The following is a 13,189-nucleotide window of genomic DNA, read 5'->3' as shown; positions in this document are numbered from 1 at the left end:
CGTTTCATGCAGTTAATTGAGCACGCTGACTCGCCGCGGGTGATACGCCTGCACGAGCGCGACAACGTTGAAGTGATCGTCAATGACCAGGGCGTACCGCAGGGCACCGAGTTGCCTGGCGGCCTGGTGACCCTGGAGCACGTGCCGCAAAGCCACAAGGTCAACCTGGTGGACATCCCCGAAGGCGGCGAGGTTATTCGTTATGGCCAGGTGATCGGCTATGCGCTCAAGTTCATCCCGCGCGGCACCTGGGTGCGCGAAGACCTGCTGCGCATGCCCACTGCGCCGGCGCTCGACAGCCTGCCCATGTCCGACAAGGTGCCTCAGGCGCTGCCGCCGCTGGAGGGCTTTACCTTCGAGGGCTACCGCAACGCCGACGGCACCGTGGGCACGCGCAATATCCTCGGCATCACCACCACCGTGCAGTGCGTGACCGGGGTGCTGGACCATGCGGTCAAGCGTATCCGCGATGAGCTGCTGCCCAAGTACCCCCATGTCGATGATGTGGTTGCCATTACCCACAGCTACGGCTGCGGCGTGGCCATTACCGCCACCGACGCGTATATCCCCATTCGTACCGTGCGCAACCTGGCGCGCAACCCCAACCTGGGCGGCGAAGCGCTGGTCATCAGCCTAGGCTGCGAGAAGTTGCAGGCCGGGCAGGTGATGCACGAGAACGACAGTTCGGTGGACCTCAGCGAGCCGTGGTTGTACCGCTTGCAGGACTCCAGCCACGGCTTCACGGAAATGATCGAGCAGATCATGGAGCTGGCCGAGACGCGCTTGAAGAAACTCAACGAACGCCGCCGCGAAACTGTGCCGGCCAGCGAGCTGATCCTGGGCATGCAGTGCGGCGGCAGCGATGCCTTCTCCGGCATCACTGCCAACCCGGCGCTGGGCTATGCCAGCGACCTGCTGCTGCGCGCCGGTGCCACGGTGATGTTCTCGGAAGTGACCGAGGTGCGCGACGCCATCTACCTGCTGACCTCGCGGGCCGAAACCCCGGCCGTGGCCGACGCGCTGGTGCGCGAGATGGACTGGTACGACCGTTACCTGGCCAAGGGCGAGGCCGACCGCAGCGCCAACACCACGCCGGGCAACAAGAAGGGCGGGCTGTCGAACATTGTCGAGAAGTCCTTGGGCTCTATCGTCAAGTCGGGCAACAGCGCCATCAACGCGGTGGTGGGGCCAGGCGAGCGGGTGCAGCGCAAGGGCCTGATCTTCTGTGCCACCCCGGCCAGTGATTTTGTGTGCGGCACGCTGCAACTGGCGGCGGGCATGAACCTGCATGTGTTCACCACCGGGCGCGGCACGCCTTACGGCCTGGCCATGGCGCCGGTGGTGAAGGTGTCGACCCGCACCGAGCTGGCCCAGCGCTGGCCGGACCTGATAGACGTCGACGCCGGGCGCATTGCCACCGGCCGGGCAAGCATCGAGGACCTCGGCTGGGAGCTGTTCCACTACTACCTGGACGTGGCCAGCGGCAAGCAGCAGACCTGGGCGGAGAAGCACAAGCTGCATAACGATATCGTGCTGTTCAACCCGGCGCCCATCACCTGACCTGTAGCCGCTGCCGCCAGGCTGCGCTGGCCCTGATGCCCGCTGGAGGTCTCCAGCGGGTAGGACGCCAGCCCCGTCATTTGTGCAGGGTTGGATCAGCTGAACAGCTTTTATTGCTTTGAGTACGTTAATAGAATAGCCACACTACGCTGCCTGCTGGAGATTATTTCAAAGTTTTGTCAATAAAATATCCAGGCTGCAAGTAGTGCTATAGAGTTTAACGTCGTATGATGGGTGATTATTTTTAGGAGTGTTTTAAGTTGGTGCGGTATTTTTTCAATGTCTTTATTGCTGATGAACATATCTCCTTCTCGTTCTGGGTGTTTTAATACCAGCCAAACGGCATTTAGTCGTTGAATTCGAAAGTTTGGGTTTCTTCCGGGAAATATTACTTTGCTTAGTTGGATGAGTGCGCAGTTGTGCATGCATGATTCAATTTTATCCAATCTGAAGTATAGGTAATGCAATAGCATGCATAGGTTGATCGTGAAGGAAATGGCCAGGGCGCCAAAAAGAAATAGGCCAACGGTAGCCTTCGTCACGGGGTTGCCTCAGGTGGTATTGTGTGGGGGGCGTATGTGTTTTAATAAAATATCCATATCGCGATTATAGATGTTAAGTTGATTGCACCTAGATAGTTTATTATGTAAATTTGGGTTTTCAGTGTTTTTGGGATTTTGAGCAGATCCTCCTTGCTTAGATAAATGTCGCCTTTTAGAAATTTGGAGTTCAACAGCACAGTGCATACGGCAGAAAATCTGCGCGATCTGTCAATAGGGTCGCGCCCAGGATAAATCGCTCTACTTTGTTGTATGAAAATGCAGTTCTCCATAAAGGGTTCTATCTTTTCCAGTCTGAAATAAAGGTAGTGGATTAGCAAGGCGAAGTCGATCAGGAGAGATAGAGAGAGTAAGCATGTAATGTTTTGCTCGATGGTCAGACTCAATTTTCAAAGGCCTCGTAAAGAATGGTGCCCATGCGCTCACCTAGTCCTTTTCCTGCTTCTCCTCCAGCCCAGCCACCCAAGGCCCCTCCTATGACGCCGCATCCAATAAGCGAAACTCCTCGCGTGACAGTTGCAAACCGAATACATGCAGCCGTCCCGGCATTGTTCCCGAGTGTCCCTCCACGGGTCCCACCGATTAGCCCGAACATAAGCTTGCCGCCTTCAATGAACTTCGCTTTGCGACATTCACTCTCCCGGCCCGTTGAACACGCCTCCTCAATCTCCAGCGCGCTGCCCACAGTATCCAATAGCCAACCCACCTGAGTACCCAATTTCAACGCGTTGGCCGTCTCAGATATCCTCCTCATCTTTGCTGCATACCGTTTGATTTCGCCCTGATGTTCATAACTGCGCGTGGAAATATTGAGCATCTTCTTGATCGAGTTATTATGCCTCAAGCCCGAGCCATAGCGCGCCATCCCTCTAAGTTGATCCTCAAGCCGGGCGAACAGCTCGGCGCGCTTGGCAAGGAAAGTGTTTCTCGATCCATTGGCCCCTTGGCCAAGGAATGTTTTATGCAGAGCTTCAACCTTTCCTAGGGTTTCATTAATGCCACTCAGGTGTGCGCTCCAGCCACCCGATGCTGCACCCACGCCAAGCGCAGTGTTCCCCAGCATACTCTGCAAAAAATCATAGTTGCGCAGGGCGAAGCCATCGCCGCTGGGGCCGTTGGTCATGATGGAGTGCTTCACTTCCCGCGCATAGCTCATTAGCTGGGCCTCTTGCGCCGTGCACAGTGATGTGGAGGTGTCCGGGACCAGTACAAGTTGCCCGGGCAGCACCACGAGGTTTTGGATATGTGCATTGAGGATGTCGAATTTCGCCCCGGCGCTTTGGCTCAGATCCAGCCGGGATTTGATCGCCATGTAAGTCTGCATGGGTTCATTGATAAATGCATAGGGGGTGGCCATGGGGTCACCTCACGCGAAGATTTTGTTGGCGATGCGATCCCAGCCACCCAGCACGCTGCCGCCTGCGCCGCCATCGCTGCGGGTCTGAAGGGTGTAAACGGTTTTGATGCGGCCAAAATTGAGTTGCACGATCTCCAGTGGCTCGCCCTGCGCGCCACTTTGGGTGTAATCAGACACCATGACTTCCTCGAGCTGGATTTCCATGTATTTCAGCTTGTCGCCGCCCGCGCGATGAAGTTCAACCACCACCTTGGGGATGTGTGTGCCCGCGCAATTGGCTTCAAACAGCTTGGCGCTGGCTTTGTCCAAGACCTTGGTAAAGGAAAAATCGGTGAGGGTCGGGCGGCCTGATGTTGCGCCACCTGCCGAGCTGGCGGTCGCCGAGGTGCGTTGGTGGGAGCCAAACTGGTAGCTGGTGATCTCGATCCAGTCTTGATGGCTGGCGTCGAGGGATTCGCCCGGAATGCCGTCAATGTTGATGTAAGCGTCGAATGCCATGGATGCGCTTCCTTGATGTGAGGGAGGGCACATCGAAGCAGCCTGCGATGCGGTCTGCCTAGAGGAAAAGTCCTGGTTTTGAAAAATCAGATCAGTCCTACCGCCCTGGGTAAACTGTCCTACTGAAATTCCTTTTCCGGCACCCCCGTACAGGGCGAAACGGCCTTTAAAAGAGCCACGCTTACGGTAAAACCCCAGCAGCGCAAGCCTGCAAGGCTTATCATTAGCCCCCTAAAACGGGCAATCAGGTTCCCTTGGCATGCTGGCCATTTTCATACAGACGCTGAACATCACCGCACCGGTGTTCGCCATGCTGTTTCTCGGTGTGTTCCTCAAACGCATCGACTGGATCAACGACAACTTCATTCATATCGCCTCGGCCCTGGTGTTCAACGTCTGCATGCCGGCGCTGCTGTTTTTGGGCATTTACCACGCCGACCTGCACGCGGCCATGAAGCCCGGGCTGCTGGTCTATTTCGTGGTGGTGACCTTCGCCAGTTTCGCCGCCGCTTGGGGCATGGCCCTGTGGCGCAGCCCGCCGGCAGACCGTGGCATCTTTACCCAGGGCGCGTTCCGCGGCAACAACGGTGTGGTGGGCCTGGCGCTGGCGGCCAGTATGTACGGCGACTACGGCATCTCCCTGGGCGCAATCCTCGCCGGCCTGGTCATTTTGCTCTACAACAGCCTGTCCACCGTGGTGTTGGCCATCTACAGCCCCAACATCAAGTCCGACCCCTGGAGCATCTTCAAGAGCGTGCTGGCCAACCCGCTGATCATCAGCGTGCTGGCGGCCGCGCCCATGAATTACCTGCAGATCGGCCTGCCCAACTGGCTGCTGGCCAGTGGTGATTACCTGGCGCAGATGACCCTGCCCCTGGCGCTGATCTGCATCGGTGGCACCCTGTCACTGGCAGCCCTGCGCGAAAGCGGCCAGCTGGCCCTGAGCGCCAGCCTGGTGAAAATGGTCTGGCTGCCGCTGTTCGGCACCCTGGGCGCCTGGTTGTGCGGCTTTCGCGGTGCCGAGCTGGGCATTCTATTCCTGTACATCGGCAGCCCGACGGCGGCAGCCAGCTATGTCATGGCCCGCGCGGCCAACGGCAACCATCAACTGGCGGCGGCGATCATTGTGATTACGACCGTTGGTGCCGCAATTACAACCAATATCGGCATTTTCCTATTGCAGTGGGGCGGCTGGATCTAGATCCTGTGCGCCTTTGTGCTGCCATCATGCAGTCATCCAGGCTCAAGGAAGCTTACATGGACCAGACATCCGCCCCCGAGGGTTTGCATCGGGGCCTCAAGAACCGCCATATCCAGCTGATCGCGCTGGGCGGCGCCATCGGTACCGGGCTATTCCTGGGCATTGCCCAGACCATCAATATGGCCGGCCCATCGGTGATCCTCGGCTACGCCATCGCCGGCCTCATGGCCTTTTTCATCATGCGCCAGTTGGGCGAGATGGTGGTGGATGAGCCGGTGGCCGGTTCCTTCAGCCACTTCGCCAGTCGTTACTGGGGGGGCATGGCCGGTTTCATGTCGGGCTGGAACTACTGGGTGGTGTACGTGCTGGTGGGCATGGCCGAACTGACGGCGGTGGGCATTTACGTGCAGTACTGGTGGCCGGGCGTGCCGACCTGGGTGTCCGCGGCGGTGTTCTTCGTGCTGATCAACCTGATCAACCTCACCCAGGTGAAGGTGTTCGGCGAGATGGAATTCTGGTTCTCGCTGGTCAAGGTGGCGGCCATCATCGGCATGATCGCCTTCGGCGGCTGGCTGCTGGCCAGTGGCAACGGCGGCCCGGACGCGTCGGTGGCCAACCTGTGGCAGCACGGCGGTTTCTTTCCCAATGGCATCGGCGGCCTGGCCATGGCCATGGCGGTGATCATGTTCTCGTTCGGCGGCCTGGAACTGGTGGGCATTACCGCCGCCGAGGCCGATGACCCCAAACACAGCATTCCGCGCGCCACCAACCAGGTTATCTATCGCATCCTGCTTTTTTATGTGGGCGCCCTGGCGGTGCTGTTGTCGCTGTACCCGTGGCAGAAAGTGGTGACCGGCGGCAGCCCGTTCGTGCTGATCTTTCATGCGCTGGACAGCAACCTGGTGGCCACCCTGCTCAATGCCGTGGTGCTGACCGCGGCGCTGTCGGTGTACAACAGCTGCGTGTACAGCAACAGCCGCATGATGTTCGGCCTGGCCGTGCAGGGCGATGCGCCCAAGGCCATGCTCAAGGTCAACAAGCGCGGCGTGCCGCTGGCGGCGCTGGGTGTGTCGGCCATGGCCACTGGCCTGTGTGTGCTGATCAACTACCTGATGCCGGGGCAGGCCTTCGGGCTGCTGATGGCGCTGGCCGTGGCGGCGCTGGTGATCAACTGGGTGATTATCAGCATCACCCACCTGATGTTCCGCAAGGCCAAGCGCCAGGCCGGCGAGGACACCTTCTTCAAAAGCTGGGGTTACCCGGTCACTAATTACCTGTGCCTGCTGTTCGTGGCCGGTATTGTGCTGGTGATGTGGCTGACCCCGGGCATTCGCATCTCGGTGATCCTGATGCCGATCTGGCTGGTCGCCTTGGCGATTGCCTATACCTTGAAGCGCCGCGCTCGCGCTTAAGGTTTCTGATAGCTGTCGATGACTTCCTGCGCCGCACGGAAGGCATCGATGGCCGCCGGCACACCGGCGTACACCGCGCAGTGCAGCAGCGCTTCGCGGATTTCCTCTACCGTACAGCCGTTGTTCAAGGCGCCACGCACGTGGCCCTTGAGCTCTTGCGGGCACTTGAGCGCGGTAAGCGCCGCCAGGGTGATGAGGCTGCGGGTCTTGAGTTCCAGCCCAGGCCGGTTCCACACACTGCCCCAGGCGTGCTCGTTGACGAAGTCCTGAAGTGGCTGGGTGAACTCGGTGGCATTGCCCAGGGCGCGGTCGACGAAGGCGTCGCCCATTACCTGGCGGCGCATTTCGACGCCTGGCTTGTTGTTGTCGGTCATCGGCTTCTCCTTTCTCAATGTTGACGGCGCCAGGCCAGCAGCGTGCTGATCAGCACGAACAGCGCCAGCACTGGCAGTACGTAAAACAGCATCAGGTGTTCCAGCCGGCCGGCCAGGGGCATGCCGGTGGTGAAGGTGATCACGTGCAGGCCATAGGCGGCGAACAGCCCCAGCAGCACCAGGCCTTCGGCGCGGGTGATGCGGTAGCCCGAATAGAACAGCGGCAGGCACAGCACGGCCACGCCCAGCATGACTGGCAAGTCGAAATCCAGGGCATTGGGCGAGACGGACAGGGGTGTCGGCGCAATCACCGCTGTCAGGCCCAGCACCCCTAGCAGGTTGAACAGGTTACTGCCGATCACGTTGCCCACGGCAATTTCCCGTTCGCCGCGCACGGCGGCGATCAGCGAGGTGGCCAGTTCGGGCAACGACGTGGAGACGGCGACGATGGTCAAGCCAATGATGCGGTCGGAGAAACCGAAGTGGGTGGCCAGGTCTACCGCCGCGCCCAGGATCAGATGCCCGCCCCATATCAGCAAGCCCAGCCCGGCGACGGCCATGGCCGCACCGCTCAGCCAGCGCGGCGGGCCCTGGCGCGGCGCCGCCGGCGTGCGCGGGTGGGGCCGGCCGTAATGGCGTGATTGCCGCCACAACAGCACGCAATAACCCAGCAAGGCCAGCAACAACAGCACGCCTTCGCCGCGGCCGATGGTCTGGTTCAGGGCCAGGGCGAACACCAGGGCGCTGGCGCTGATCATCAGGGGTATATCCAGGCGCACCAGTTGGCGCGAGACCCGCAGGGGAATGATCAGCGCACACAGCCCCAGCGTGACCAGCACGTTGAAAATGTTGCTGCCGATGACGCTGCCCACGGCGATGTCCGGGGCATGGCTGATGGCCGCTTGCAGGCTGACGGCCATTTGCGGGGCACTGCTGCCCAGGGCGACCACGCTCAGGCCGATGATCAGTGGCCGCACTTTGTAGCGCGCAGCCAGACGCACCGCGGCCCGCACCATTAGCTCGGCGCCGAGGATCAGCAGCACCAGGCCTGCGGCCAGTTGCAGCAGGTTCAGGGTGGTGGGGGTGTCCAGGGAAAAAATGGTCAAGCTCCAGTCGATTAGGCTCAGTCGCTCAGACTTTGTACCCGCACGCGCGCGGATCCGCTACCGATCATGCCCAATTGTTCTGCGGCGGCATGTGACAGGTCGATCAGGCGCCCACGGGTGTGTGGGCCGCGGTCGTTGATGCGCACTTCTACCTTGCGATTATTGGTCAGGTTGGTGACCAGTACGCGGGTGCCGAACGGCAATTGGCGGTGGGCGGCGGTCATGGCGTGCTGGTCGAAGCGCTCGCCACTGGCGGTGCGTTTGCCCTGGTGCTTGGCGCCATAGAAGGTGGCCATGCCGGTTTCGTCATAACCGCGGGGGTCAATGTCGTGGGTGGCGCAGCCGGCGAGGAAGGTGAGTAGCACAAGGGGCAGGGCCAGGCGCAGCATGCAGCGTTCTCCAGCAGGACAGTGGGCGCGCCATCGCTCAATCGTGGGAGCGGGCAGAGCCCACTCCCACAAGAGGATGTGCACCCGTCCCGTTTAAGGGCAGGTGCAGGCTTGGCAGATCAGCCTTCGAGTTTGCTTTTCAGCAATTCGTTCACCTGTTGCGGGTTGGCCTTGCCCTTGGAGGCTTTCATGGCCTGGCCCACGAAGAAGCCGAACATCTTGCCGCGCTTGGCTTCGTCGGCGGCGCGGTACTGTTCGACCTGCTCGGCGTTGGCGGCCAGCATTTCGTCCAGTACCTTTTCAATGGCGCCGCTGTCAGTCACCTGCTTCAGACCGCGGGCTTCGATGACCTGGTCGGCAGTGCCTTCACCGTTGGCCATGGCTTCGAAGACCATCTTGGCGATCTTGCCGCTGATGGTGTTGTCCTTGATGCGCAGCAACATGCCGCCCAGTTGCTCGGCGCTGACCGGCGACTGTTCGATTTCCACGCCCAGCTTGTTCAGCAGGCTGCCCAGTTCCACCATGGTCCAGTTGGCCGCCAGCTTGGCGTCGCCGCTGATGCCCACTACCTGTTCGAAGTAGTCGGCCTGCTCGCGGCTGGAAGCCAGCACGCTGGCGTCATAGGCCGACAGGCCGAACTGGCTCTGGAAGCGCTCGCGCTTGGCCGGTGGCAGCTCTGGCAGGGTGGCGCGGATGGTGTCCAGGAACGCGTCCTCGATCACTACCGGCAGCAGGTCAGGGTCGGGGAAGTAACGGTAGTCGTTGGCTTCTTCCTTGCTGCGCATGGCGCGGGTTTCGTTGGTGTTCGGGTCGTACAGGCGCGTTTGCTGGATAACCTTGCCGCCGTCCTCGATCAGTTCGATCTGACGGGCGATTTCGCTGTTGATCGCCTTCTCGATGAAGCGGAACGAGTTGACGTTCTTGATCTCGCAGCGGGTGCCGAACTCGACCTGGCCTTTGGGCCGGATGGAGACGTTGCAGTCGCAACGCAGGCTGCCTTCGGCCATGTTGCCGTCGCAGATGCCCAGGTAGCGCACCAGGGCGTGCATGGCCTTGACGTAGGCCACGGCTTCCTTGGCGCTGCGCATGTCCGGCTCGGAAACGATTTCCAGCAGCGGTGTGCCAGCACGGTTGAGGTCAACGCCGGTCAGGCCGTTGAAGTCTTCGTGCAGGCTCTTGCCGGCGTCTTCTTCCAAGTGCGCGCGGGTCACGCCGATGCGCTTGACGGTGCCATCTTCCAGGGTGATGTCCAGGTGGCCCTTGCCGACGATAGGCAGTTCCATCTGGCTGATCTGGTAGCCCTTGGGCAGGTCTGGGTAGAAGTAGTTCTTGCGGGCGAACACGTTGTGCTGGCCGATCTCGGCGTCAATGGCCAGGCCGAACTTGACCGCCATGCGCACCGCTTCCTGGTTCAGCACCGGCAGCACGCCGGGCATGCCCAGGTCTACCAGGCTGGCCTGGGTGTTGGGCTCGGAACCGAACGTGGTGGAACTGCCGGAGAAAATCTTCGACTGGGTGGTGAGCTGGGTGTGAATCTCCAGCCCGATGACGACTTCCCATTGCATACAAGTTTCTCCTTAGAAGCCTTCGGGCGAGCGGGTGTGCCAGTCAGTTGCCTGCTGGTACTGGTGCGCGACGTTGAGCAGGCGGCCTTCCTGAAAGTACGGGGCCAGCAATTGCACGCCCGCCGGCAGACCGTCGACGAAGCCTGCGGGCATGGACAGCCCCGGCAGGCCGGCCAGGTTGGCGGTGATGGTGTACACGTCTTCCAGGTACTCGGCGACCGGGTCGGCGTTCTTGGCGCCGATTTTCCAGGCCGGGTTCGGCGTGGTCGGGCCCAGAATGACGTCCACGTCGTGGAAGGCAGTCATGAAGTCGTTCTTGATCAAGCGGCGGATTTTCTGCGCCTGCAGGTAGTAGGCGTCGTAGTAACCGGCCGACAGGGCGTAGGCACCCACCATGATGCGACGCTGCACTTCAATGCCGAAGCCTTCGCCACGCGAACGCTTGTACAGGTCGGTGAGGTCGGCCGGGTTCTCGCAGCGGTAGCCGAAGCGCACGCCGTCGAAACGCGACAGGTTGGACGAGGCTTCGGCCGGGGCGATCACGTAGTACGCCGCAATGGCGTGCTGCATGTTCGGCAGGCTGATTTCCTTGACCGTGGCGCCCAGTTTTTGCAGTTCCTTGACGGCGTTCTGGATCAGGTCGGCAATGCGCGGGTCCAGGCCGGCGCCGAAGTATTCCTTCGGCAGGCCGATGCGCAGGCCTTGCAGCGAGCCGTTCAGGCTGGCGCTGTAGTCCGGCACGGGCTCGTCAATGCTGGTGGAGTCCTGCGGGTCGAAACCGGCCATGCCTTGCAGCAGCAGGGCGCAGTCTTCGGCGGTGCGGGCAAAGGTACCGGCCTGGTCCAGGCTCGACGCGTAGGCGATCATGCCCCAGCGCGAAACGCGACCGTACGTCGGTTTCAGGCCCGTCAGGTTGGTAAAAGCTGCCGGTTGTCGGATGGAGCCACCGGTGTCGGTACCTGTCGCAACTGGCAGCAGGCGAGCTGCCACTGCAGCGGCTGAACCGCCCGACGAACCGCCCGGTACGTGAGCCAGGTTCCATGGGTTCTTCACCGCGCCGTAGAAGCTGTTTTCATTGCCCGAGCCCATGGCGAACTCGTCCATGTTGGTCTTGCCCAGGGTGACCATGCCGGCCGCGGCCAGGCGCGAGACCACGGTGGCATCGTAGGGGGCGGTGAAGTTGTCGAGCATCTTGGAGGCACAGCTGGTGCGCACGCCCTGGGTGCAGAACAGGTCTTTGTGAGCCAGCGGGGCGCCCAGCAGGGCACCGGTTTCACCGGCGGCACGGCGGGCGTCGGCGGCCTGGGCCTGGGCAATGGCCAGGTCGTCGGTGACGGTGATGAAGCTGTTGAGCTGCGGGTCCAGCTGGGCAATGCGCGCCAGCAGGGTGCGGGTCAGCTCTTCGGCGGAAAACTTCTTGTCGGCGAGGCCACGGGCGATCTCGGCCAGAGTCATTTGATGCATGGCAGGCTCTTTTCCCTTTTAGTCGATGACTTTCGGAACCAGGTACAGGCCGTTCTCGACCGCAGGCGCGATGGCCTGGTAGGCCTCGCGATGGTTGCTTTCGGTGACCTGGTCGGCGCGCAGGCGCTGACTGGCTTCCAGGGGGTGGGCCAGGGGCTCGATGCCGCTGGTGTCGACCGCCTGCATCTGGTCGACCAGACCCAGGATACTGTTGAGTGCATCGGTGGTGCGTGGCAGATCGGCTTCATTCAGGCCCAGGCGGGCCAAATGAGCGATTTTTTCCACGTCGGAGCGATCAAGCGCCATGGGTATCTCCAGTGGAAAACAGCACGGAATCGGATCAACTGCCGGTCCGTGTGTTAGATTGTCGGAACAGAACGCCAATTCTACGGTCATATGGCCGCGATTGAGTGAGGGCCTGCTCGGAAAAACAGCCAATTTAACATATTGGCGCCTTGCCCAAAATCCCCGCCGTTGTTAGAGTTTGCCGCACTTTTTTACCCACGCGTTGCCTAGGGTCACTTTCCCATGTTCAAGAAACTGCGTGGCATGTTTTCCAGCGATCTTTCCATCGACCTGGGCACTGCCAACACCCTTATTTACGTGCGTGAGCGCGGTATCGTCCTGAATGAGCCATCGGTTGTGGCCATCCGGACCCACGGAAATCAGAAAAGTGTTGTTGCCGTCGGTACTGAGGCAAAGCGCATGCTGGGCCGTACACCGGGCAACATTGCAGCCATTCGTCCGATGAAGGACGGCGTCATCGCCGACTTCAGCGTCTGTGAAAAGATGCTTCAGTACTTCATCAACAAGGTTCACGAGAACAGCTTCCTGCAACCAAGCCCGCGGGTGCTGATCTGCGTGCCGTGCAAATCCACCCAGGTGGAGCGTCGTGCCATTCGTGAATCGGCGCTGGGCGCTGGTGCTCGCGAAGTGTTCCTGATCGAAGAGCCAATGGCCGCCGCCATCGGTGCCGGCCTGCCGGTAGAGGAAGCACGCGGTTCGATGGTGGTCGACATCGGTGGTGGTACTACCGAAATCGCCCTGATCTCCCTGAATGGCGTGGTCTACGCCGAGTCCGTGCGTGTGGGCGGCGACCGTTTCGACGAAGCGATCGTGACCTACGTGCGCCGCAACTACGGCAGCCTGATCGGTGAATCCACCGCTGAGCGCATCAAGCAGGAAATCGGCACCGCCTACCCGGGCGGCGAAGTCCGCGAAGTGGACGTGCGCGGCCGCAACCTGGCCGAAGGCGTTCCACGTGCCTTCACCCTGAACTCCAACGAAGTGCTGGAGGCTCTGCAAGAGTCGCTGGCAACCATCGTTCAGGCCGTGAAAAGCGCCCTGGAGCAGTCGCCGCCGGAACTGGCGTCCGACATCGCCGAGCGTGGCCTGGTGCTGACCGGTGGTGGCGCATTGCTGCGTGACCTCGACAAGCTGCTGGCTCAGGAAACGGGCCTGCCGGTGATCGTCGCCGAAGACCCGCTGACCTGCGTGGCTCGCGGTGGTGGCCGTGCCCTGGAAATGATGGACAAGCACACCATGGACCTGCTCTCCAGCGAATAACTTCGCTGGCGGCAACCACGGGGCCCGGTCTACAGTTTGCGCTGTCGACCTCGGGCCTGCGCCTGTCGTTGGCGCATTTTCTGTCAATCTGCATCCGGGCCGGTTTGAAGCCGTATGAATGAGCCAATGAACATCAG

12 protein-coding genes are annotated in these 13,189 nt (G+C 60.9%); 4 read left to right on the top strand and 8 right to left on the bottom strand.

Annotated features, from left to right (window positions below; genetic code table 11):
- The first annotated feature begins 6 nt into the window (after nucleotides 1–6).
- Nucleotides 7–1,560: a galactarate dehydratase gene (gene garD, locus PMM47T1_RS17830; RefSeq protein ID WP_008371451.1), complete on the top strand. Its 1,554-nt coding sequence runs from the start codon at nucleotides 7–9 to the stop codon at nucleotides 1,558–1,560.
- Between the two features lie 942 nt (nucleotides 1,561–2,502).
- Here garD and PMM47T1_RS17820 read toward each other — a convergent pair.
- Together PMM47T1_RS17820 and PMM47T1_RS17815 are read right to left on the bottom strand one after the other, a co-directional pair.
- The gene (locus PMM47T1_RS17820; protein ID WP_008371445.1) at nucleotides 2,503–3,477 is read right to left on the bottom strand and encodes a hypothetical protein; all 975 of its coding nucleotides are present in this window, start codon (nucleotides 3,475–3,477) and stop codon (nucleotides 2,503–2,505) included.
- Between the two features lie 9 nt (nucleotides 3,478–3,486).
- Nucleotides 3,487–3,975 carry an Hcp family type VI secretion system effector gene (locus PMM47T1_RS17815; protein WP_008371444.1) on the bottom strand — a complete coding sequence of 163 codons (489 nt, stop codon included), beginning with the start codon at nucleotides 3,973–3,975 and terminating at the stop codon, nucleotides 3,487–3,489.
- A gap of 259 nt (nucleotides 3,976–4,234) precedes the next feature.
- On the opposite strand from PMM47T1_RS17815, the gene PMM47T1_RS17810 reads away from it, so the two are divergent.
- Nucleotides 4,235–5,176 carry an AEC family transporter gene (locus PMM47T1_RS17810; RefSeq protein ID WP_008371442.1) on the top strand — a complete coding sequence of 314 codons (942 nt, stop codon included), beginning with the start codon at nucleotides 4,235–4,237 and terminating at the stop codon, nucleotides 5,174–5,176.
- Between the two features lie 56 nt (nucleotides 5,177–5,232).
- Entirely contained in the window at nucleotides 5,233–6,588 is a 1,356-nt protein-coding gene (locus PMM47T1_RS17805) for an amino acid permease (protein ID WP_008371440.1), read from the top strand.
- Here PMM47T1_RS17805 and PMM47T1_RS17800 read toward each other — a convergent pair.
- The 6 genes from PMM47T1_RS17800 to gatC form a co-directional block, all read right to left on the bottom strand.
- The gene (locus tag PMM47T1_RS17800; RefSeq protein WP_008371437.1) at nucleotides 6,585–6,962 is read right to left on the bottom strand and encodes a carboxymuconolactone decarboxylase family protein; all 378 of its coding nucleotides are present in this window, start codon (nucleotides 6,960–6,962) and stop codon (nucleotides 6,585–6,587) included. The two genes, PMM47T1_RS17805 and PMM47T1_RS17800, sit on opposite strands and share 4 nt — an antisense overlap.
- Nucleotides 6,963–6,976: 14 nt before the next feature.
- Nucleotides 6,977–8,029 carry a calcium/sodium antiporter gene (locus PMM47T1_RS17795; protein ID WP_043301241.1) on the bottom strand — a complete coding sequence of 351 codons (1,053 nt, stop codon included), beginning with the start codon at nucleotides 8,027–8,029 and terminating at the stop codon, nucleotides 6,977–6,979.
- A gap of 56 nt (nucleotides 8,030–8,085) precedes the next feature.
- Nucleotides 8,086–8,457: a septal ring lytic transglycosylase RlpA family protein gene (locus PMM47T1_RS17790; protein WP_008371433.1), complete on the bottom strand. Its 372-nt coding sequence runs from the start codon at nucleotides 8,455–8,457 to the stop codon at nucleotides 8,086–8,088.
- Nucleotides 8,458–8,576: 119 nt separating this feature from the next.
- Nucleotides 8,577–10,022, bottom strand: coding sequence for an Asp-tRNA(Asn)/Glu-tRNA(Gln) amidotransferase subunit GatB (gene gatB / locus PMM47T1_RS17785; RefSeq protein ID WP_008371431.1), 1,446 nt, complete (start codon nucleotides 10,020–10,022; stop codon nucleotides 8,577–8,579).
- A gap of 12 nt (nucleotides 10,023–10,034) precedes the next feature.
- Entirely contained in the window at nucleotides 10,035–11,486 is a 1,452-nt protein-coding gene (gatA, locus tag PMM47T1_RS17780; RefSeq protein ID WP_008371430.1) for an Asp-tRNA(Asn)/Glu-tRNA(Gln) amidotransferase subunit GatA, read from the bottom strand.
- An 18-nt stretch (nucleotides 11,487–11,504) separates the two neighbouring features.
- The gene (gene gatC / locus PMM47T1_RS17775; protein WP_008371428.1) at nucleotides 11,505–11,792 is read right to left on the bottom strand and encodes an Asp-tRNA(Asn)/Glu-tRNA(Gln) amidotransferase subunit GatC; all 288 of its coding nucleotides are present in this window, start codon (nucleotides 11,790–11,792) and stop codon (nucleotides 11,505–11,507) included.
- Nucleotides 11,793–12,014: 222 nt separating this feature from the next.
- Between gatC and mreB the strand changes: the two genes are divergently transcribed.
- Nucleotides 12,015–13,052, top strand: coding sequence for a rod shape-determining protein MreB (gene mreB, locus PMM47T1_RS17770; RefSeq protein ID WP_008371426.1), 1,038 nt, complete (start codon nucleotides 12,015–12,017; stop codon nucleotides 13,050–13,052).
- The last annotated feature ends 137 nt before the right edge of the window (nucleotides 13,053–13,189 follow it).

The sequence above is a fragment of the Pseudomonas sp. M47T1 genome (assembly GCF_000263855.1).
Classification (GTDB): Bacteria; Pseudomonadota; Gammaproteobacteria; order Pseudomonadales; family Pseudomonadaceae; genus Aquipseudomonas.
This window is presented reverse-complemented; position numbering and strand designations above follow the sequence as displayed.